This is a genomic window from Pseudanabaena biceps PCC 7429, assembly GCF_000332215.1.
GTDB classification, from domain to species: Bacteria; Cyanobacteriota; Cyanobacteriia; order Pseudanabaenales; family Pseudanabaenaceae; genus Pseudanabaena; species Pseudanabaena biceps.
Genome location: NZ_ALWB01000079.1, coordinates 1 through 21,487, shown reverse-complemented (window position 1 = coordinate 21,487; position 21,487 = coordinate 1). Strand labels below are relative to the sequence as shown.

The 21,487-nt window shown below is 44.9% G+C and carries 17 protein-coding genes; 14 read left to right on the top strand and 3 right to left on the bottom strand.

What is annotated here, in order from left to right:
• Nucleotides 1-94 precede the first annotated feature (94 nt).
• The 3 genes from PSE7429_RS10675 to serS form a co-directional block, all read right to left on the bottom strand.
• On the bottom strand, nt 95-496 hold the full coding sequence (locus PSE7429_RS10675) for a hypothetical protein (RefSeq protein WP_009627182.1): 402 nt from the start codon (nt 494-496) through the stop codon (nt 95-97).
• A 41-nt stretch (nt 497-537) separates the two neighbouring features.
• Nucleotides 538-1,212 (bottom strand): L-threonylcarbamoyladenylate synthase, encoded by a 675-nt coding sequence (locus PSE7429_RS10670; RefSeq protein ID WP_009627181.1) that lies wholly within the window; start codon nt 1,210-1,212, stop codon nt 538-540.
• A gap of 260 nt (nt 1,213-1,472) precedes the next feature.
• The gene (serS, locus tag PSE7429_RS10665; RefSeq protein WP_009627179.1) at nt 1,473-2,747 is read right to left on the bottom strand and encodes a serine--tRNA ligase; all 1,275 of its coding nucleotides are present in this window, start codon (nt 2,745-2,747) and stop codon (nt 1,473-1,475) included.
• Between the two features lie 419 nt (nt 2,748-3,166).
• Here serS and PSE7429_RS10660 point away from each other — a divergent pair, with 419 nt between their 5' ends.
• From PSE7429_RS10660 to PSE7429_RS10595, 14 genes are all read left to right on the top strand, one after another.
• Complete coding sequence (locus tag PSE7429_RS10660) at nt 3,167-3,742, top strand: Uma2 family endonuclease (RefSeq protein WP_009627178.1); 576 nt, start codon at nt 3,167-3,169, stop codon at nt 3,740-3,742.
• Between the two features lie 12 nt (nt 3,743-3,754).
• The gene (locus PSE7429_RS10655) at nt 3,755-4,534 is read left to right on the top strand and encodes an ATP-binding cassette domain-containing protein (protein WP_233424334.1); all 780 of its coding nucleotides are present in this window, start codon (nt 3,755-3,757) and stop codon (nt 4,532-4,534) included.
• Nucleotides 4,535-4,622: 88 nt separating this feature from the next.
• Nucleotides 4,623-6,164 carry a glycine betaine ABC transporter substrate-binding protein gene (locus PSE7429_RS10650; protein ID WP_009627176.1) on the top strand — a complete coding sequence of 514 codons (1,542 nt, stop codon included), beginning with the start codon at nt 4,623-4,625 and terminating at the stop codon, nt 6,162-6,164.
• A 193-nt stretch (nt 6,165-6,357) separates the two neighbouring features.
• Nucleotides 6,358-6,708: a heterocyst frequency control protein PatD gene (gene patD, locus PSE7429_RS10645; protein ID WP_009627175.1), complete on the top strand. Its 351-nt coding sequence runs from the start codon at nt 6,358-6,360 to the stop codon at nt 6,706-6,708.
• 118 nt (nt 6,709-6,826) lie between these two features.
• Nucleotides 6,827-8,698, top strand: a complete 1,872-nt coding sequence (locus tag PSE7429_RS10640; protein WP_009627173.1) for an NAD(P)H-quinone oxidoreductase subunit F — start codon at nt 6,827-6,829, stop codon at nt 8,696-8,698.
• An 87-nt stretch (nt 8,699-8,785) separates the two neighbouring features.
• The gene (locus tag PSE7429_RS10635) at nt 8,786-10,318 is read left to right on the top strand and encodes an NADH-quinone oxidoreductase subunit M (protein ID WP_009627172.1); all 1,533 of its coding nucleotides are present in this window, start codon (nt 8,786-8,788) and stop codon (nt 10,316-10,318) included.
• Nucleotides 10,319-10,348: 30 nt separating this feature from the next.
• Nucleotides 10,349-12,316: an APC family permease gene (locus PSE7429_RS10630; RefSeq protein ID WP_009627171.1), complete on the top strand. Its 1,968-nt coding sequence runs from the start codon at nt 10,349-10,351 to the stop codon at nt 12,314-12,316.
• A 202-nt stretch (nt 12,317-12,518) separates the two neighbouring features.
• Entirely contained in the window at nt 12,519-13,658 is a 1,140-nt protein-coding gene (tgt, locus tag PSE7429_RS10625) for a tRNA guanosine(34) transglycosylase Tgt (protein ID WP_040688209.1), read from the top strand.
• A gap of 2 nt (nt 13,659-13,660) precedes the next feature.
• Nucleotides 13,661-14,050, top strand: a complete 390-nt coding sequence (locus tag PSE7429_RS26740) for a LapA family protein (protein WP_009627169.1) — start codon at nt 13,661-13,663, stop codon at nt 14,048-14,050.
• A gap of 215 nt (nt 14,051-14,265) precedes the next feature.
• The gene (locus tag PSE7429_RS10615; RefSeq protein WP_009627168.1) at nt 14,266-16,083 is read left to right on the top strand and encodes an iron uptake porin; all 1,818 of its coding nucleotides are present in this window, start codon (nt 14,266-14,268) and stop codon (nt 16,081-16,083) included.
• Between the two features lie 207 nt (nt 16,084-16,290).
• Nucleotides 16,291-17,493, top strand: a complete 1,203-nt coding sequence (locus tag PSE7429_RS10610) for a BMP family ABC transporter substrate-binding protein (RefSeq protein WP_009627167.1) — start codon at nt 16,291-16,293, stop codon at nt 17,491-17,493.
• An 83-nt stretch (nt 17,494-17,576) separates the two neighbouring features.
• A complete protein-coding gene (locus PSE7429_RS10605) occupies nt 17,577-18,665 on the top strand; it encodes an ABC transporter permease (RefSeq protein WP_009627166.1) in 1,089 nt (362 codons plus the stop codon).
• Nucleotides 18,666-18,904: 239 nt separating this feature from the next.
• On the top strand, nt 18,905-19,831 hold the full coding sequence (locus tag PSE7429_RS10600) for an ABC transporter permease (protein WP_009627165.1): 927 nt from the start codon (nt 18,905-18,907) through the stop codon (nt 19,829-19,831).
• A 182-nt stretch (nt 19,832-20,013) separates the two neighbouring features.
• Nucleotides 20,014-21,291, top strand: coding sequence for a DNA cytosine methyltransferase (locus PSE7429_RS10595; RefSeq protein WP_009627164.1), 1,278 nt, complete (start codon nt 20,014-20,016; stop codon nt 21,289-21,291).
• Nucleotides 21,292-21,487 lie beyond the last annotated feature (196 nt).

Sequence of the window (21,487 nt, the reverse complement as noted above, 5' to 3'; positions counted from 1 at the left end):
CCAAGAGTTGAATGGCGGCGCGAAGCGCCGCCATTCAACTCTTGGGGTTTATTGTAGCTATATTTACGATGCAGGGGAGAAGATAAAGACTGGGCTATTTAATTAGCGATTCGCCAAAAGTGCGAATTACAGGCAATGTATCGGTAAACCAACCGAGTCCCAAACCTCCACCAGCAATCAAGGCTAGGACAAAAAAGTTCCATCCCCGATTATTCATAAAAGCGCGAAGTTCATTTCGAGCCACATACATCAATAATGCCCAAACGATGCTGATACCTAGGGATAGGGCAAACTGTGATTTTTGGAAAAACACAAAAAAGACTGCTGCGATCGCCCATCCAACGGCAACAATCCACTCTACCCCAAAGGCGATCGCGCCAGCAGGAATCCAGATCCGCCAATCTGCCTTGTGAATCGACAGCAACCATCCGTAGACAATATAACCAAATAGGACAAGAGCTAATGATAATAGCGGTAATTTTCGTAAAGAACGCATATTTCGCATCTCCAGACAAAGCGTATTAGTTAGAGCTTATATTACAAAAATGGAACTTCCCCTAGTCCTTGACGCAAAATCTGGGGATTGAGATCGTCGGTAAGATCGACGATGGTCGAGACCTCATAACTGAGATCAGAACCATCATCAACGATGAGATCGACTAATTTATAAAAATAATCGAATAGTTCTATTTTGGAAAGGGTCGAAACATGGCGCTGTTTGCTACCTTTGCCCTGATAGTCCAACTTCAGATTGTCTAGAGCATCTTCTTGCAAATTTGCAGAAGTAGAAATAACGGGATTGCCTAATGCTTCAATTAGTGCTTGCGATACCATGTGATTGGGAACGCGAATGCCCGTGGTTTTGCGTTTTGGATTTAACACCAACTTCGGTACGAGCTTGGTCGCTGGCAAGATAAAAGTAAATGGACCTGGAACCAAACTTTTCATCGTGCGATAATTGGCATTGGAGACATTGGCATATTCCGCAATATTAGAAAGAGAAGAACATAAAAACGTTAGGGGTTTGTCGTTCGACATCTGCTTCAGCTTGCGAACGCTTTCCACTGCTGACTTTGACATCAGATCGCAACCGATCGCAAAGACCGTATCCGTTGGATAGAGCATGATCGCGCCATCGCGCAAAGCATCGACAATCTGGGCGATCGTGCGTGCTTGGGGATTGTCTGGATGCAGTCGGTGGATCGTAGCCATAATTATGTCTCATGTTAAAGCCTCAAGAGGCTTTGTGGAATAACAGAAATTTTTTTTAAATTCTGACTTTGCTAGAATTTTTTTTAAATTCTGGCAAAGTCAGAAAGCTCAAAACATTTTTAGTTATCTAGAAGTAATACCAATTCACGAAAGTGTGACAACACTTTTGTGAATTAAAAACTAAACCTACTAAGGGTTTTCAAGTTAAGAAATGGCGTAGCCATTTCTTAACTTGGTATAACTAGATAACTGTGCTTCTTCTAGAGATATTCTCTATTTAGTAGAGGTTGTAGCACTTCAGGAATTAAAATGCGTCCGTCAGGTTGCTGATAGTTTTCCAGAATTGCGGTCATCGTGCGTCCCACGGCTAGTCCTGAGCCATTGAGCGTATGCACAAATTCAGTTCCCTTCTTACCTTTACTCTTAAAGCGAATATTGGCGCGTCGAGCTTGGAAATCTAGGAAATTAGAACAACTAGAAATTTCGCGATAGGTATTTGCCGCAGGCAGCCATACTTCGAGGTCATAGCATTTGGCGGCACTAAAGCCGATGTCTCCCGTGCAGAGTTCCATTACACGATAGGGAAGCTTTAAGGCTTGGAGAATGGATTCTGCGTCGCGTACTAACTTTTCATGCTCCGCCGCCGAGTTCTCAGGAAGTACAAATTTGACCAGTTCCACTTTGTTGAACTGGTGCAAACGAATTAACCCTCTGGTATCGCGTCCATAGCTTCCTGCTTCGCGACGGAAACAAGGCGTATAGGCACAGTGATGGATGGGGAGATTTTCACCCTCAAGAATTTCATCGCGATAGAGGTTTGTAACGGGAACTTCCGCAGTCGGAATCAACCACAGGTCGTCTTCGGCACATTTAAAGAGATCTTCAGCAAACTTTGGCAATTGTCCCGTGCCTGTCATGCTGGCGGTATTGACAAGTAGGGGCGGTGCAACTTCGGTATAGCCATTAGCGGTGTGGGTATTCAGCATGAACTGAATTAGGGCGCGTTCGAGGGCGGCTCCCGCACCAATGAGATTAACAAAGCGAGTTTGGGCGATCTTAACAGCGCGTTCAAAGTTAAGAATGCCCAGCTTTTCGCCAATTTCCCAATGGGGCAAGATATCGGTACGGCTGGTTTTATATTCATCGCCCCAGCGCCGCACTTCCACATTTTCATCTTCATTCTTGCCGATGGGTGTAGTTTCGCTAGGCAAGTTGGGCAGGGTCATCAAGATCGCATTGCTCTCTTCCCGCAAGGCTTTTTCCTTGGGTTCGAGTTCTGCTAATAATTGTTTGACTTCTAGCGATCGCTCTTTGAGTGCTTGGATTTCTTCGGTAGGGGCACTCGATTTCATTTTGATGCCGACTTGCTTGCCGATGTCGTTGTTTTCGGCTTGCAAATGCGATCGCTGAGTTTCGAGTCCGCGAACTTCCTGCTCTAGTTCGACCAATTTACTAATGTCGTAACCTTTGCCTCGGCTGTTGAGGCGAGCTTGTACCTGTTCGGGCTGCGATCGCACGAGCTTAATGTCTAACACGGACTTTTATTTAACCTAAACGCATTCAAAGCATCATAACTCAATGCATTACCGTTAAGGCGATCGTTAATTTTTAATTCCTATAATACCAAGGGAAGAAATGGCATAGCCATTTCTTCCCTTGAAAACCCTTACAAGGTTTGGGACTATTTAATTAAAGTACCAAATATAAAACCAGAATCGGTGGCGCGGCGGAGCTGCGCCACCGATTCTGGTAAATCTGGATTGGCATCTTATTTTCTCGCAAGTCCCTTTAGTTTTTAATTCACAAATTTAATTCACAAATTTAATTCACAAATTTAATTCACAAATTTAATTCACAAAAGTGTTGTCACACTTTTGTGAATTGGTATTAAAGCTTGTGATAAAGGAGCCTGTGATAAAATCGTTTATGTAGGCTCAACTCCGCACTGAGAACTATGAATGCTTTAACGATCAGCCTAGAGTCTGTAATCGATCTTACTGACGAACAGTTTTTTCAACTTTGCCGCAAAAATAGCGACCTCAGATTCGAGCGAAATGCTCAAGGAGATATTACAGTCATGGCTCCCGCAGGTAGCGAAACAAGCGCCCGTAACTCTGATTTAAATGCCGATCTCGTATTTTGGAATCGACATAAAAAGTTAGGTATAGTCTTTGATTCTTCTGGGGGATTTAAACTTCCGAATGGGAGCGATCGCTCGCCTGATGCTTCATGGATCTTGAAAGAGCGTTGGGAAGCATTAACGACCGAACAACAGGCAAAGTTCGCTCCCATTTGTCCAGATTTTGTAGTTGAATTGATGTCGCCTAGCGATAATTTGAAGGTCACACAAGCGAAGATGCAGGAATATCAGGATAATGGGGCAAGGCTGGGCTGGCTGATTAATCGTAAAGATCGGGAAGTAGAAGTTTATCGCCTTGGCAAGCCTAAGGAGGTTTTACAAAATCCGATTTCACTCTCTGGGGAAGATGTATTGCCTGAGTTCGTTTTGAGCCTTGCGGAAATTTGGTAAGAAGTGAGTAATATGCCCCAATCAACAAACATGAATTCTCCAGATGTTGATTTATCGAAGGTCAAGGTGGAATTTCGAGATGTGAACTTTCGCGTAGGTCGCCGAGATCTCGTGACGCAGGTAAATTTGACAATCAATCAAGGCGAAGCATTGTTATTGTTGGGGCGCAGTGGTAGCGGCAAGACAACAACCTTAAAATTAATTAATCGCTTGCTGATGCCAACTTCAGGGCAGGTTTTAGTCGGCGATCGCTCTACCCTCGAATGGGATGCGATCGCTCTCAGGCGCAAGATTGGCTATGCAATCCAAGAGACAGGTTTATTTCCCCACTTTACGGTGGGAGAGAATGTTGGGCTGGTTCCATCTTTGCTGAAATGGGCTCGCCCGAAACTTGAAGCGAGAGTGGATGAAATGCTTAATTTAGTGGGACTAGAGCCAGAAATATTTGCGCATCGCTATCCCCAACAATTATCTGGCGGTCAACGCCAGCGCGTCGGTATCGCGAGGGCTTTAGCCGCCGATCCGCCGATTCTGTTAATGGATGAGCCCTTTGGCGCACTCGACCCAATTACCAGATTGGAATTACAACAACAGTTCCGTTATTTACAAAAGCAATTGGGAAAGACCGTAGTATTTGTCACCCATGATATTCAAGAAGCCTTTTTTCTAGGCACGCGCATTGGTTTGATGCATGAAGGACAACTAGTGGTACTAGGAACTAAAGAAGAATTCCTGCGATCGCCTCATCCCGAAGCCCAAGCATTTATGGCTTGTTTGCCAACTAATTTGTGAAGCAGATATTAATTGTGTCCTCGCTGTATCCCCGCCGAAGGCGGGGACAGGATAAAAAAACTTGGAGATTACCTTGGAGATTACTTAGTTGTTTAACTTTCTAAATCAATATGCCTCAGAGATCTTGCGCCTTAGTGGTGAGCATGTAGTTTTAGTAATCATGGCGATGATCATCGCCATTGCGATCGGTATCCCCTTGGGAATTCTAATTACTCGCCGCCCGAAATTTGCCCCCTTAATTCTAGGAATTGCCAACGCTTTACAGACTATTCCCAGCTTAGCTATTTTTGGCTTTCTCATATCGGTTCCATTTCTCGGTGGCATCGGTAAAACTCCTGCGATCGTGGCGCTAACTCTTTATGCGCTAATGCCCATCATCCACAATACCTATGTTGGGATTCAGAACATCGATCCCGCTGTGCGTGAAGCTGGACGGGGGATGGGAATGACCGATTGGCAATTATTAACTCAGGTGGAACTGCCCCTTGCCACAGGGGTGATTTTAGCGGGCGTGCGGGTGGCGACGGTCATTTCTGTGGGGATTGCCACTATTGCCGCCGCGATTGGCGGTGGTGGATTGGGCGTATTTATTTTTCGGGGCATTTCCACAGTTAACAATCAATTAATTCTTGCAGGGGCTATTCCCGCCGCAATAATGGCGCTAGTTGCTGATTTTGGCTTGGGTTGGCTAGAAAAAAAGATTACCCAGCAGAAGATAAAACAATCCAGATCTAATCGCCGATTGACAATTGTGGGTATGGTGGCGATCGCGATTATTACCGCGATCGCGACGATTCTCCTGCAACAAGCTCCCGCAAAAATTATCATTGGCTCTAAAAATTTTACCGAGCAATTAATCCTCGGTGAGCTATTAGCGCAGCAAATTGAGAACCACACCCACTTACAGGTCGATCGCCGTTTTAATTTGGGCGGAACCTTTGTTTGCCATGAAGCGGTAAAAGCGGGACAAATTTCGGCTTATGTGGAATATACTGGCACAGCCCTGACGGCGGTATTAAAGCGATCGCCCATTACCGATCCTGCGACGGTATATCAACAAGTCAAGCAAAACTACGCTGAAAATTTTCAATTAGAAGTAATGCCGTCCTTGGGTTTTAATAATACCTTTGCGATTACAATTCGCGGTGAAGATGCAAAGCGCCTCAATCTCAAAACAATATCTGACGCAGCTCAATATACTCCCCAATGGCAAGCAGGCTTTGGTTATGAGTTTTTAGAAAGAGCCGATGGCTATGCTGGGTTAGCCAAAACCTACGGTTTAAAGTTTGACAAGCCGCCGCAGCAGATGGAAATCGGTTTAATGTATCAAGCCCTAGCTCAGAAGAAGGTTGATCTCATTGCAGGAAATTCCACTGATGGTCTGATTCCAGTTTTAAATTTATTTGTTTTGGAAGATGATAAAAAATATTTCCCGCCCTATGAAGCTGTGCCCATTGTCAATCAGGCTGTTTTACAGAAATATCCAGAAGTACGCGTTGCGATCGCTCAATTAACAGGTTTAGTTTCTAACGAAGATATGCAAAAGATGAATTATCAAGTCGATAGTCAGGCGATACCCGTCGAAACCGTTGTGAAGAATTGGCTGAGGTCTAAGCTGCCTATTAAGTAATACCAAGTTAAGAAATGGCGTAGCCATTTCTTAACTTGTGTATAGTGTAATCCTTGCTTAGGCTATCAAAACCCAAAGATGAGTAGCAGCGCGAAGCGCTGCTACTCATCTTTGGGTTTTGATTTGTCATAAAAAGGAATCGCTAAGGAGAAAGTTATTCTATACTCGAAGTTCTAGAGTGTGGGTTTAGAACTTGTCACAAAATTATTTAGATTTAACTCATCAATTGCGAAGCCAGCTCGAAATATTGCAAACGGCGATCGCCTCACAGCTAGAACCATCTCCGACCAAGGTCAAAGAATGGATGCGATCGTATGGTGAAATCCAAAGTTTTTTTCAGACCCAAATTATCAATACCGCATTAGAAATATCGCCGCAAAATTTATCTTTGCAGGTGGAAATTGACAAACAACTCAAAATGCTCGGTGCAGACTTAAATCTGTTGCAAACTGCACGCAACCCCATCACATGGCAAAAGCGCCACCAACAAGCAGGCGATCGCTTTGTTTTACTAAAACGTTATTGTGAAATGTCTTCCGAATAAAGTCTTCTGAATAAAAGCGACTCTTGCCATCGCTTAAGCGCGAAGCTTTTTGCGGTAGACTCTTAGAATATCTAATACATTTTAAGATTAACATAGTAAAAACTCTATAGTAGAATCAATGATCCTAGAAACAGCTTGGGTGCTTCCTTGCTATGGTCTGTTGGGGGCAGGGCTGACACTGCCTTGGTCGCTAAGGATAATCCGACGTACGGGACCCCGTCCTGCGGTCTACCTAAACATGATGATGACCGTTCTTGCCCTAGTGCATAGTTGTTGGTTATTAACATCGGTTTGGGGACAGCCAGCTCAACATTTTGAGTTTATTTGGTTTCAATCCCTTGATTTAAAAATCGCTTGCTCTTTTGAGGTTTCTGCCATTAGTGCTGGCGCGTCGGTCATGATCGCCACGATGAGCTTAATTTCGCAGGTGTACGGACTGGGATCGCTGGAAACAGATTGGGCGATCGCTAGATTTTGCGCTCTGATTGGCTTTTTTGAAGCGGCGATTACAGGAATTGCCTTTAGCGATTCGTTGTTTTTTAGCTATGCCTTACTAGAGATGCTCACCCTTTCCACCTACTTATTAGTCGGTTTTTGGTATGCTCAGCCGCTAGTAGTAACCGCCGCAAGGGATGCCTTCTGGACTAAGCGTGTAGGCGATTTATTTCTGTTGATGGGCGTAGTGACGCTCGCAAATCTGACCGATAGCTTGAACTTTTCCGATCTCAAGGCTTGGGCTCATGCCCCCCAAACGATCGCCTATTTTGCCGAACACCAACAGTTTGGCACGCTATTGGGATTAGCCCTGATTGCGGGACCGCTTGGGAAATGTGCCCAGTTCCCTCTCCACCTCTGGCTCGATGAAGCGATGGAGGGACCAAACCCTGCTTCGATTTTGCGAAACTCCGTAGTGGTAGGGGCGGGAGCCTATGTACTGATTAAATTTCAGCCTATTTTATCGCTGTTTCCCGTGGCAGCAGAATTGACTGTGGTAATTGGTGCGATTACGGCGATCGGTGCATCCCTAGTGGCGATCGCCCAAATCGATCTCAAACGCGCCCTATCCCATTCGACCAGTGCCTATCTCGGTCTAGTATTTATCGCCGTTGGTATGCAACAGCCTGACCTTGCTTTAGGGTTGCTGTTTAGTCATGGCATTAGCAAATCGCTGCTATTTCTAAGCTCAGGGGCGGTGATGATGACCACCATTACCCAAGATCTCACCGAAATGGGTGGTATTAAAACCCGAATGCCCGCAACCCTTATCGCCTTTATCGTTGGTTCGTTTGGTTTAGTTGCCATGCTCCCCTTTGGTGGTTTTTGGACGCTCTTGCGCTGGGAAGAGACCTTTTGGGCTATCAACCCTTGGCTGATTGCGATCGCCCTATTAGTGAATAGTATTACTGCCTTTGGACTAATGCGGATTTTTGCGCTGGTTTTTCTCGGACAGGTACAGCCCAAAACCCGTCGCGTTCCCGAAGTGGCTTGGCAGGTTGCGATTCCCCTCGTCTCCCTAACGATCATTACTTTGCTCGTACCGATTCTACTTCCCTCATGGCACTTTGTTGATATTGACTTAAATACTGCCAATGTCTGGGAAACCATCCTCCTATCAGCTTCAGGATTTATGGGCTTTGGTATCGGTGCATATATCTATATCAAACCCTACGAGACTGGGAGTTCGGTACCGATGCCACCCAAGATTACCCGTAATGCTTGGAAAGCCGTGCAGGATTTACTTGCCTACGATCTTTACGTGCAAGCAATCTATAAATATACGGTAGTTTTGATTGTTGGTGGTGGTTCCAAGGTTTTGGCTTGGGTTGATCGCTATTTAGTTGATGGTTCCGTTAACTTTTTGGGCTTTGCCTCAATATTTAGTGGTGAGAGCCTCAAATATACAGTTACAGGTCGATTGCAGCAGTACGTCTTAACTATTGTGGTGGGTCTAATTCTGATTGGATTTGCGGCTTTTTATGGTCTGAATTAATTGCGAAGCGCCTAGGGCGCTTCACAATTAATTTTTTTAATTATTTTTAATTACTTTAATTACTATTTAAAACTACTTAAGTTAAATATGCTTAGTACATTAGTTTGGGTGCCGATCGCAGGTGCGCTCCTTATCGTTTTCTTGGGAGCCTTCCTCGATTCTCAACAATTGCGCCGAATATCCTTGGGCATTGCGATCGCCACATTTGGCTGGTCGATATTTTTGCTAACCAAATTCGATCTCAGCCTCGCGACGATTCAATTAGGCGAATCCCTAGCTTGGTTAGACCCGATCGGACTCACCTATCGACTGGGCGTAGATGGTTTATCATTCCCCCTCGTTCTACTCAATGGTTTGCTTCTGAGTATCGCCATTTACATTAGTAATGATATCCAGCGTCCTCGGCTCTATTTCCCCCTCCTATTACTGCTCGGTGGTGGCGTAAATGGAGCCTTCCTTGCCCAAAATCTACTCCTTTTCTTCCTCTTCTTTGAAGTGGAACTCATTCCCCTTTATTTATTAATCGCGATCTGGGGTGGGGAAAAGCGCGGCTATGCTGCTACTAAATTTTTAATTTATACCGCAATCTCAGGCGTACTGATTTTAGCAGCCTTCTTTGGCATGGCAATTTTTGGCAGTGGCGATACCAATGCCTTTACCTTTAACTATCAAGACTTAAATCTGGAAGGAGCTTCCAAAAACGTCAAGGGGATTTTGCTCATTCTGCTGTTGCTTGGCTTTGGCATCAAAATCCCGATCGTGCCATTACATACATGGTTGCCCGATGCCCATGTCGAGGCTTCAACCCCAGTTTCGACATTATTAGCAGGTGTTTTGTTAAAGCTAGGAACCTATGGATTGTTGCGATTTGGCTTGGGTTTACTCCCCGATGCATGGCAGGCGATCGCGCCATTTTTGGCGATCTGGGCAGTGGTGAGCGTAATTTACGGATGCCTTACCGCGATTAACCAAACCGACATGAAAAAAATGGTTGCCTACAGTTCTGTAGGTCATATGGGCTATATCCTGCTCGCCCTATCTGCGGCTACCCCTCTCGCGTTGGTTGGCGCGACCTTCCAAATGGTCAGTCATGGTCTAATTTCGGCATTGCTATTTATTTTAGTAGGCATTGTTTACAAGAAAACTGGAACCCGCGATATTAACTCCCTTAATGGGTTGCTCAATCCCGAACGGGGTTTGCCGATTACGGGCTCGCTCATGATTTTGGCGGCGATGGCGAGTGCAGGTACGCCAGGAATGGTGGGATTTATTGCAGAATTTGTAATTTTTCGGAGCAGTTATGCGGTTTTCCCCTTCCAAACTCTGCTTTGTATGATTGGAACAGGGCTAACTGCGGTCTATTTCTTAATCATGATCGATCGCGTATTTTTCGGTCGTCTTGCTGTCGAAAAATTTAAAGATCGTCCACCGATCAATAGTTTTCCCTTTGCCAAGTGGCAAGAAAAATTCCCTGCGATCGCCCTTGCGCTGATTATTGTTTTCTTTGGACTGATCCCCAACTTTGCGACGCAGATGATCGAGATCTCCGCCGATGCGATCGCCCCCAATCGGACTAAGCCAAATCAAATTGCCCTAGTACAATCCCTAACAGTGCCTTAGACTAATTGAGTATTATCCCCAACTTGCTTTATGGCTTCCCCAGTTTCCCCCCTTCATCAGTCTGAATTTGCGCAAAGGCTAAAAAAATGGCTTTTAGCTGGTAGCTACCAGCATCCTGATACTGATGGGGAGCCTCCCCAAAAGCCTAGCGATAAACATGGTGATAAACATGCTTGGTGGCAGGTGATGTGTTTGACGGGGGTGGACTATTTCTCTACCCTCGGTTATCAGCCAGGCATTGCCGCCCTTGCCGCAGGAGCACTTTCGCCAATAGCAACATTGATTTTGCTATTGTTGACCCTCTTTGGTGCGTTGCCCATCTATCGCAAGGTAGCCGCAACTAGTCCCCATGGTGAGGGTTCGCTTGCCATGCTCGAACGCTTGCTACCTTGGTGGCAAGGTAAGCTTTTAGTCCTCTGCTTACTCGGTTTTGTGGCTACGGATTTTATTATTACGATTACCCTATCTGCTGCCGATGCGACTGCTCATATTGTGGAGAATCCCCTCGTACCAGCTTTCTTTCACGGACAGATGGTGCCAATTACGCTGATACTAGTTGCCTTACTCGGAGCTGTATTTCTCAAGGGCTTTCGGGAGGCGATCGGTATTGCTGTCTTACTAGTAGTTGTCTATCTACTGCTTAACCTTGTCATCATATGTTTTGGGCTGCAAAATATTTCGACCCATCCTGCAACGATCGCCAACTGGCAAAAAGCTTTATTCGCAGAACATCAAAGCCCCTTAATGCTATTAGGGATCTCCGTCTTAGTTTTTCCAAAGTTAGCTCTAGGACTATCAGGTTTTGAGACAGGTGTTGCGGTCATGCCCTTGGTGAAGGGTAATAGTGATGATACGGAAGAAGTTCCCACTGGCAGAGTCCGCAATACCTATAAAATGCTGACCAGTGCTGCTTGGATTATGAGTTTTTTCCTGTTAACCAGTAGCGTGGTAACGACTCTATTAATCCCCGCCTCAGAGTTTGCTGTCGGTGGTAAGGCTAATGGTCGCGCCCTTGCTTTTCTTGCCCATCAATTTTTCGGTGATTGGTTTGGCACGATTTATGACATCAGCACCATCTCGATCCTTTGGTTTGCGGGTGCTTCAGCGATGGCGGGCTTGTTAAATATTGTGCCTCGTTATTTACCCCGCTATGGCATGGCTCCTAACTGGACTTTGGCGGTGCGACCTTTAGTTTTGGTCTATACTGCGATCGCCTTTGTCGTTACCTTGATCTTCCAAGCCGATGTCGAAGCCCAAGGGGGAGCCTATGCCACAGGCGTATTGGTACTGATGACTTCTGCGGCTTTTGCCGTAACCTTAGCCTCCTATAAAAGAGGCAAGCGGGGCGAGATTGTTCTATTTAGTACGATTACTCTAGTCTTTATCTACACCACGATCACCAATATTATCGAAAGACCAGAAGGCATTAGAATTGCAGGTACTTTCATTGCCAGTATTGTCGTAACTTCCCTAGTTTCTAGAGTATGGCGTTCTACCGAGTTGCGATCAGATCGCGTAGAGATGGATGAGTTAGCCGAAAGTTTCATCCAAACTACCGCTGAACGTACGGTGCGAGTTATTGCCCATCGTCCCAACCGAGGAGACGATGGCGAATATTGCCAAAAAGAAACCGATACTCGCCAAGAACACCATTTACCTGTGGACGATCCCTTGATTTTCCTTGAGATTCAAGTTTCCGATCCCTCAGAGTTTGCAGGTACAATTCGTATTGAAGGGCATCAGGTAGGCAACTATCGCATCTTGCGATCGCGCGGCGCGGCAGTTCCCAATACGATCGCCGCAATATTATCGGATATTCGCGAGCGCACCCATAAATTACCCCATGCCTACTTTGGTTGGGCGGAGGGAAACCCCCTTCAATACTTGATGCGGTTTATCCTATTTGGAGAAGGTGATATCGCGATCGTCACTCGCGAAGTGTTGCGCACCGTCGAGAAAGACCCTAAAAAACGACCAGGGATTCATGTCGGTGGCTAGCAATTTGTAGGAACCAAAATAATTTTGCGATACAATGGAAAGCTATCTGAACTTATAGCTATAGCCAATAATGTTAGGACAAGTATCAAACCCAATAGAGAGTTGCGGCGCTTTGCGCCGCAACTCTCTATTGGGTTTGATGTCCTGACTTGAGTAACTATAGCTATATCCAAATTTGTCAATAAGTCTAGGATCGTAAGCTCTGAATAACTTTACCTTTAAATTAGTTTGTCAATGTGGCAGCACCGATGCCAGAGTTGGGGAATTCCATACCCCCCATGGAGTCGTGCATACCCCAAGATTTATGCCCGTTGGTACATTGGCAAATGTAAAAACCGTTACCCCTGCCCAACTCAAGGAATGTAAGGCAGAAATGATCTTAGCCAATACCTATCACCTCCATCTACAACCAGGAGAAGATATTGTGGCTGAGGCAGGTGGCTTACATAAATTCATGAATTGGGATGGACCTATCCTGACAGATTCGGGTGGTTTTCAAGTTTTCAGTCTCAGCGAAATTCGTTCCATTAGTGAAAATGGAGTCCAGTTCCGATCGCCCCGTGACGGCAATACGATCAATCTCACGCCAGAGAAATCAATCCAAATCCAGAATCAACTAGGGGCAGATGTGATCATGGCCTTTGACGAATGTGCCCCCTATCCTGCCACTTACGAAGCCGTCAAGCTCGCGGGACAGCGCACGACTCGCTGGCTGGAGCGTTGCATCAAAGCTCATGATCGCAAGGACGATCAAGCATTATTTGGCATTGTGCAGGGGGGCGTTTTTTTGGACTTGCGCCAACAATCTGCCAGAGAACTGATTGAATTCGACCTGCCTGGCTATGCGATCGGCGGTGTAAGCGTTGGCGAGCCCCCTGAATTAATCGAAAAAATCGTTAAGGCAACCACGCCTCTCCTTCCAGCCGATAAACCTCGCTATCTGATGGGTGTCGGAACCTATAAAGAAATGGCTCAAGCCGTTGCCGCAGGAATCGATCTGTTTGACTGTGTAATTCCTACGCGTTTTGCGCGGCACAGTGTCGCTCTAGTCAGAGGCGAACGCTGGAATCTCAAAAACCAAAAGTTTAAACGTGACTTCACTCCCATCGATCGCGAATGTAACTGCTACGCCTGCCAGAATTTTTCACGAGCCTATATTAGCCATCTCGTGCGATCGCAAGAAATCCTCGGTTACACATTACTATCAATTCATAACATTACCGAATTAATCCGCTTTACCCAGCAAATGCGCCAAGCAATTATCGAAAATTGCTTTGTCGAAAAATTTGGGCATTATCTTGTCGAAGATTCCCCTGCTCATGCTGACAAGGTAGGTCATTAATAATGCTGCGACTCTCCCTATATCTATTCCTTTGGGGCATGACATTAGCGATCGCGATATTTGCGGGGCAAAACACCTATCTCGTGAATTTAAAACTTTTTTCCTTACAATCAATTAAATTACCCTTAGGAGTAGTTCTAGTTTTCTCGACTGGCTTAGGCGCAACATTTGTCAGTCTCTGGCAGAACTCATTCAACTTCCATCCGCCAGAAGTGCCGAAATTTTCTGGCTTTACCTCCCCTAATTACCCCTCAAATAATCAATCCCCAAAATCAGCAGTTAAACAAGAAGCTAAACAAGAAGTTAAAAGGGAAGTTAAAAAGGATATTTCGAGAACTGCTAAAAAGCAAAGAGACGATTTTGACGATGACTGGGATGACGATTGGGGATAGATTGTATCTACTAATACATTTACTGGACTTCAATTTTGTTAACTTTTAATCCATAGGTTTTAGCTAATATAAACAAGTTTTGTGATCACAGAGTTCTCATAATATTTAATCACTATCAATTATTCTCATTTAATAATTCGTTCTTGATTAACTATTTCTGCTGATCATGTTGTTTGTCATAATAGCGAGGCATATTTCTTTAATGGTGTGAAGGAATGAAAAAGGTCAGTAATATTTCAATTCTATTAGGCTTAAGCCTGTTGGCAACAGCAACAGGGGCAAATGCAGAAACTATCAATCAATCCCAAGTTCAGTCAAAGGTTTCATCAGTTCCAACTTTACAGTCTTCATTGCCTGTTAATGAAGTAAAGCCCAGTGAAGTAAAGCCCAGTGAAGTAAAGATCAGTGAAGCTTCAGTGCCAGCAACGGCAATTCCTGCTACACCTACTACATCATTGCCATCGACAGAAATTAAGCTTGGCGATTCAGCAACTATTCAATCGATTAATGCAGAGCTAAACCGTTCCAAAACTGATGTAGCTCAAAACGTTACTTCCGTATCACAACTAAGTGATGTCAAGCCCACTGATTGGGCATTTACAGCATTACAATCTCTCGTAGAGCGCTATGGATGTATCGCAGGTTATCCCGACCGTACCTTCCGCGGCAAGCAGGCAACCAGTCGTTACGAATTTGCCGCAGGTTTAAATGCCTGTTTAGACAAGATCAATGAAATCATCTCCGCAGGTTTAGCCGATAAGGTCAGTAAAGAAGACCTTGCTACTCTCAAGAAACTGCAAGAAGAATTTGCCGCAGAACTAGCTACTCTTCGCGGTCGCGTTGATGCCCTAGATGCTAAGGTAGCAAAACTAGAAGCCCAACAGTTTTCGACTACTACCAAGCTCAGTGGCTTAGCATTCTTTAACCTTACGGGTGCTTCGTCGGCTACCGTTGCAGGCGCTCCTACCACAGCTAAGCCCAATATCACCTTTAGTGGTTTGGTTTGGTTGACCCTCAATACCTCCTTCACTGGTAAAGATTCATTAGTTACCCAGTTGGCTGTTGGTAACGGTAGCTCTCCCTACAATACCTACGTACCTGGAACTTCTTTTAATACTACAGGTGTTCCATTTACTGATCAAACTGCTGGCGCTAGATCTAACCAGTTTATTTTGCGTGAGTTGTCCTACAGTTTCCCAGTATTTGAAAAGGCAACTCTAGTTGTCGGTCCTCGCGTCAATTTCTACAAATATTTTGATGCCAACCGCTTTATTTATCCTTGGAATACCACATTTACATCAATCAACAGTACATTGTTGACTGATGCCAAACGCGGTGCTGGTGCGGTCTTTATGACTCCATTGGGCAACATGTTTGACTTTAAGGTTGGTTACTTAGCCGATAGTAGAGAATTTGTTGACACCACATCTGCTTCCAATCCCAACGAAGGCTTATTTGGTGGAACCAATAATTTAACGGCTGAAATCGGTTTCAAACCCAGCGATGCTTTCAAGCTCCGACTCATCTACAGTCATGGTAACTTTACTAGAAACTCTGCAACACAAATCGGTGGTACACCCTCTTTCCAAGGTGTTGCGACTGTTGCCTCTGGGGTAAACAATGCCCAGTCCGATGTTTTCGTGGCTAACTTTGATTGGTTAGTTACCAAAGGATTTGGGTTGTTTGGTCGGTATGGTTATGGAACAACTAACATCAACTTAACTGCTGGTGGTTCCGCAAGCGTCAATCAATATACCTTCCAAGTTGGAGCAGCTTTCCCTGATCTATTTAAAGAAGGTGCGCAAGCGATGATTTCCTTTACATTGCCATACAAGTATGGCGACAGCAGTAACGTGATTACTACTGGTAGAGGTAATGATGGAACACAGTACGATCTCGAACTGTCTTACATCTATCCCGTAACCAAGAATATCTCCTTGGTTCCTTCGGCCTACTTCATCTTCAATCCTAACAACTTTAGTACTAATCCAACCGTGTTTGTGGGTAATCTACAAGCGGTATTTAGCTTCTAAATTTAGGGCGTAAACTTCCTAATCCAAAAGGGTGTGCAAAGCACGCCCTTTTGTGTTTTACATAAATATTGCTCGGTAATTCAAGTAGTTAGTAATACATTTGTTACAACTAATGTTTGCTAAGTTCTAGTCCAGTGTAGATTTCTCTTATTACTATTTTTAGTTTTCTAACTCGCGTTACGTTCAATCTTTAAAAGGTGTGAAGGCATGAGTCCGATCTATATTCCCCGTCGCAAATTTATCCGAGGCGCGATCGCTACAGCCGCTTTTGGCGCAACTTCTCAACTATGGGTTGGTTGTACGGAACAAGCTCCTACAAATACCACCACTTCAGCAGGTTCGCCCAGTGCGTCAGGTGCACCAGCGGCAGGACCAATAACTATTGGATTCATTTATGTTGGTCCGAAGGATGACTATGGATATAGTCAAGCTCACTTTGAGGGTGAAACAGCGATCGGTAAATTGCCGAATGTGAAGACGGTCAGTGAGGCTAGTGTTGCGGAGACCGCCACTGTACAAGAAACCATGCTCAGCATGATCAATCAAAACAATGTTTCTGCCCTCTTCCCAACATCCTTTGGATACTTCGATCCGCATATTCTCAAAGTTGCTGCGGCAAATCCCAAGGTGCAGTTCTTCCATTGTGGCGGTATGTATACCGAAGGCAAACATCCCAAGAATATTGGTAGTTACTATGGCTACATCGACGAAGCAGAATATGTCGCAGGTGTGGTTGCAGGACTAACCACAAAATCTGGCAAGTTAGGATTTGTCGCCGCGAAGCCAATTCCTCAAGTAATTCGCAATATCAATAGCTACACCCTTGGCGCGCGCAGTGTTAACCCTAAAGCCACGGTACAGGTTATTTTCACGGGTGATTGGTCGGTTCCCGTTAAGGAAGCTGAAGCCTCGAACAGCATGGTCGATCAAGGCGTGGATGTTTTAACCTGTCACGTTGATAGTCCTAAGGTAGTAATGGAAACTGCCGAAAAACGGAAGATTTTCTGTACTGGCTATCATGCTAATCAATCGAAGCTTGCTCCTAATGGTTATTTAACTGGTGCGGAATGGGATTGGACTAGCGTATATACCCAATACGTAGAATGGTTTAAGGCTGGTAAGTCTGTTACTGATGGAGGCATTCCCCATCTGGTACGTGGTGGTCTGAAGGAGAAATTCTGTAAGGTATCGCCTTTTGGTAGCGCTGTTAGTGCTGCAACTAAGAAAGAAGCCGAGAAGGTCATGGCGAAGTTTATGGATGGCAGCATGGTGATCTATGCTGGTGAAATCAAAGACAACACAGGCAAGGTAGTTATTGCTAAGGATAAGCAGTACAAACAAACCGATCTCTATTTAGAAGAGAAGATGGATTGGTTTGTAGAAGGCGTTATCGGTAGCATCAAAAGCTAAGTCCCATAAACTTTTAAGAAAGACTTACCAAGCAAGCCTTTTTAAAAGTTTATGGGCAAATTATTTATTTGAGAACCAAGTATATGAATATACTCGATCGCTGGCGTTCTAAATCGGAGACGATTCTTATTCCGATTGGGGCGATAATTGCCTCTTTAATTTTTTTCGGTATATTTTGTGCATTCCAAGGAAAGAATCCGATCGAGATTTATGGCACGATCTATAAGTCTGCCTTTGGTAATAGCTTTTCATGGCAGGGAACTCTGATCAGAGCAGCACCGCTAATGCTGACCTCCCTCTGTACGGCATTACCTGCAATGTTGGGGTTGACAGTAATCGGTAACGAAGGCGCGTTGATTGTTGGTGGCTTAGGAGCAATTGCGATTGGTTTGTCTTTAGGATCCTTGCCCCCAGTCATGGTACAGATCGCGATGGCAATGGGTGGCATTATCGCTGGTGGCTTATGGATCGCTTTTGTTGGGGCGATTAAGTACTACCGAGGCGTAAATGAAACTATCAGTAGTTTGTTAATGAACTATATTGCGATCGCCTTGCTCAACACCCTAGTTGAAGGTCCCATGCGCGATCCTTCTAGTCTGAATAAGCCTTCGAGTTTTCCCCTCGCGGCGGTAAATATGCTGCAAAGCATTCCTAACTCGCGGGTGCATTATGGATTGATCTATGGATTGGTAGCCTGTGCGATCGCCTATTTCCTGATTCATCGCACAACTTTTGGTTTCGCAGTTCGTACCGTTGGCGGGAACATCCGTGCTGCTAAAATTGCTGGCTTACCCGTCGGGAAACTCACCCTCATTGTCAGTTTTCTGGGTGGTTCCTGTGCTGGTCTGGCAGGAATGGTAGAGATTGCTGCCATTCATGGTAGCGCTAATGCCTCCTTAAATTCTGATTATGGCTACAGTGGTATTCTGGTTGCCTTTATTGCGAGGCAGAATCCCCTAGTTGCCGTACTGGTTGCTGTTTTAATGGGTGGTATTTTGGCTAGTGGTAGTGCCCTTCAGCGAACCTTTGGACTGCCCGATGCCACGGTTTTGCTTTTCCAAGGTATTGTCTTTTTAGCGATTCTCTTTAGTGAGTCTCTTTACGGTCGTTTAGAATTCTTTAAAGATAGAGAACCCGAAGCTAAGATTGACGCATCTGCCAGCTTAGTTTAGATAGCTAACAATCAAAATTGCGCGTACTGCCCACTACACAGGCGTTACGCGCTTCAAGATTTTTAATTTACTTATGCTTACAGCAATTATCAATCAAACGAACCACAAGGAAATTCTTGAAAGCGTTGCTTTGCAACACTTTCAAGAATTTCCTTGGTTTGGATTTGAGCGCAAAGCGCTGTAATAGCCAAACCACAAGTTTAACAATCTAATCACAAATGCTCGATAGATAAAAAACAATGACAGATGATTCACTAGGTTGGATGAGCGTACCGCTAGCGATCGTGGCAGGGACGCTCCGAGGAAGTGCTCCATTTCTATTTGTCAGCTTAGGTGAGTGCCTCACTGAGAAATCTGGCAAAATTAATCTTGGTCTGGAAGGAACCCTCCTCACTGGAGCGATGACAGCCTACGCTGTCTCCTATCTAACCCAGTCTCCTTGGTTCGGAGTTCTCGTCGCTGGCTTAGCGGGAGTTGGCTTAGGTTTGATTCATGCTTGGTTATCGCAGCGTCCGAGAGTAAGTGATGTTGCCGTTGGCATCGCGATGATTATCTTTGGTAGCGGTATTGCTTTCTTTTTTGGTAAGGCTTTTATTCAACCCAAGGCGATTCCTTTACCCGTTCTTGAGTGGGGTAACTGGAGCAGCTATTCACAGGTGCAATCAGCGCTAAAAGTCAGTCCTTTGCTATTGATTGGGATTGTGATCGCCTTTGTCATGCAGTGGTTCTTTAGTTCGACCCGTTGGGGCTTGTATATTCGGGCTGTGGGCGATAGTCCTAGTGCAGCAAGGGCAATGGGGATATCGGTTGTGGGTGTGCGTACCTGTGCGATCGTGGCAGGGAGTTTCTTGGCTGGGATTGGCGGTGCGAGTTTATCGCTATATTATCCAGGGCTTTGGTCAGAGCGTATTTCTAGCGGACAGGGCTTAATGGCGGTAGCTTTGGTAATTTTTGCGCGATGGCAACCAGTTCAATGCCTCTGGGCTTCCTTGCTATTTGGTGGTGCTCAAGCAATTGGTCCTGCATTGCAAGCGGTGGGCATTACCTCTTACTATTACCTGTTCAACGCTGCACCCTATATTATGACTTTAATTATTACGATCGCCACTTGTTCGCCACGGAGAACATTAACTGGCTCTCCTGGGGCATTAGGGACTAATGAATAATTTTAAAAGCCTTGCTTTGCAAGGCTTTTAAAGTTCTATGGAGTTTGAATCTGACTGGACTATAGCAAAATGAGTGGCGGTGTTTAGCGCCGCCACTTGTCTTTTGGTTTTTATATCCTAAGCAAAACTTTCATTGCTATACAATAGATTTTCTGTTCTGATATCTAAATTCTTTGTCGATTATGGGAAATCAACGACCGATCGCGGTGGATTTATTTGCGGGAGCGGGAGGTATGACATTGGGCTTTGAGCAAGCTGGTTTTGATGTACTTGCTTCCGTGGAGATCGATCCGATTCATTGCGCTACCCATGAGTACAATTTCCCCATGTGGAAAGTAATCTGTGCTAACGTCACAAAAATATCAGGTGATGAGATTCGCCAAAAATCGCAAATAGGCGATCGCGAAGTTGATGTGGTTTTCGGAGGACCACCATGCCAAGGCTTTTCCTTGATGGGTAAACGAGCTTTTGACGATCCGCGCAATGAACTGGTGTCGCACTTTATGCGCATCGTGACGGAACTCAATGCAAAATACTTCGTAATGGAAAATGTCAAAGGGCTGACCGTAGGCAATCACAGGAAATTTTTAGATGAAGTGATTGATAGTTTCGAGCAGAATGGTTACAAAGTCCTACAAAACTATAAAGTGCTTAATGCAGCCCATTTTGGCGTACCCCAACATCGCGAACGACTTTTTTTAATTGGTTGTCGCCAAGATGTGCATCTTCCCAATTACCCCGCCCCAATTACTAAACCTGCCAAGGCAAAACGCATTGCGAAGGAGCTAATTGATTTGCCCAATAGTCCTACGGTCTATGAAGCGATCGCTGATTTACAAGATATTGCGCAACATCCTGCATTGCTGAATCAAGACTTTTGTACGGCTACGATTAGCGGTTCTAGTAAGTATGTAGAACTGATCAATGATTTTGGGAAGGCTAACTTTGGCTATAAACGCAAGCATAATGCCAATATCCTCACTTCGAGCCTGATGTCCAAACATGGAGAGAGTTCAAAATATCGATTTCGGAATACAGCGCAAGGAGAAGTAGAACGCATTAGCCGATTTTATAAACTGGATTTAAATGGAATTAGCAATACTCTGAGGGCGGGAACACCTAGTAATCGAGGAGCTTTTACGGCACCTCGCCCTATCCATCCTAATTCCCCAAGATGCATAACTGTCAGGGAAGCGGCAAGGTTACATAGCTATCCCGATTGGTTCCGTTTTCATAAGACTATTTGGCATGGCTTTAGACAGGTTGGGAACTCCGTTCCGCCCCTATTGGCTAAAGCCGTAGCTTCTCAAATCATGGAGATATTACAGCCTTACCCTGTCATAGGTAAAGATGAATATGTTTTGGGAGAAGATAAACTATTGCAGTTGAATATGACTACAGCCGTTAAATACTACGGAATTAAACCACATACGATCGAACCAAGAACCAAAATTCGATAGTTGCCGACAATGCAGGAGCAATTCATGAATTGCTCCTGTATCGCCTTCTCTGCTTGGGGCTTATACCAGTTTCAAAAAATGGCAACGCCATTTTTTGAATCTCAAAACCTTACGGAACGTGAGTTCGGTATAATTTGAAACGGGGTTTGAGAAAGGGTTTGCATAGCAAACCCTTTCTCAAAGCCCAAAAGTAAAA

Coding starts and splice junctions, on each gene's coding strand:
- PSE7429_RS10670 (WP_009627181.1), bottom strand. CDS start 1,212: ATGGCTACGATCCACCGACTGCATCCAGACAATCCCCAAGCACGCACG.
- PSE7429_RS10610 (WP_009627167.1), top strand. CDS start 16,291: ATGAGTCCGATCTATATTCCCCGTCGCAAATTTATCCGAGGCGCGATC.
- PSE7429_RS10640 (WP_009627173.1), top strand. CDS start 6,827: ATGATCCTAGAAACAGCTTGGGTGCTTCCTTGCTATGGTCTGTTGGGG.
- PSE7429_RS10675 (WP_009627182.1), bottom strand. CDS start 496: ATGCGTTCTTTACGAAAATTACCGCTATTATCATTAGCTCTTGTCCTA.
- PSE7429_RS10660 (WP_009627178.1), top strand. CDS start 3,167: ATGAATGCTTTAACGATCAGCCTAGAGTCTGTAATCGATCTTACTGAC.
- PSE7429_RS10635 (WP_009627172.1), top strand. CDS start 8,786: ATGCTTAGTACATTAGTTTGGGTGCCGATCGCAGGTGCGCTCCTTATC.
- PSE7429_RS10605 (WP_009627166.1), top strand. CDS start 17,577: ATGAATATACTCGATCGCTGGCGTTCTAAATCGGAGACGATTCTTATT.
- PSE7429_RS10655 (WP_233424334.1), top strand. CDS start 3,755: ATGCCCCAATCAACAAACATGAATTCTCCAGATGTTGATTTATCGAAG.
- PSE7429_RS10600 (WP_009627165.1), top strand. CDS start 18,905: ATGACAGATGATTCACTAGGTTGGATGAGCGTACCGCTAGCGATCGTG.
- PSE7429_RS10615 (WP_009627168.1), top strand. CDS start 14,266: ATGAAAAAGGTCAGTAATATTTCAATTCTATTAGGCTTAAGCCTGTTG.
- PSE7429_RS10595 (WP_009627164.1), top strand. CDS start 20,014: ATGGGAAATCAACGACCGATCGCGGTGGATTTATTTGCGGGAGCGGGA.
- PSE7429_RS26740 (WP_009627169.1), top strand. CDS start 13,661: ATGCTGCGACTCTCCCTATATCTATTCCTTTGGGGCATGACATTAGCG.
- PSE7429_RS10630 (WP_009627171.1), top strand. CDS start 10,349: ATGGCTTCCCCAGTTTCCCCCCTTCATCAGTCTGAATTTGCGCAAAGG.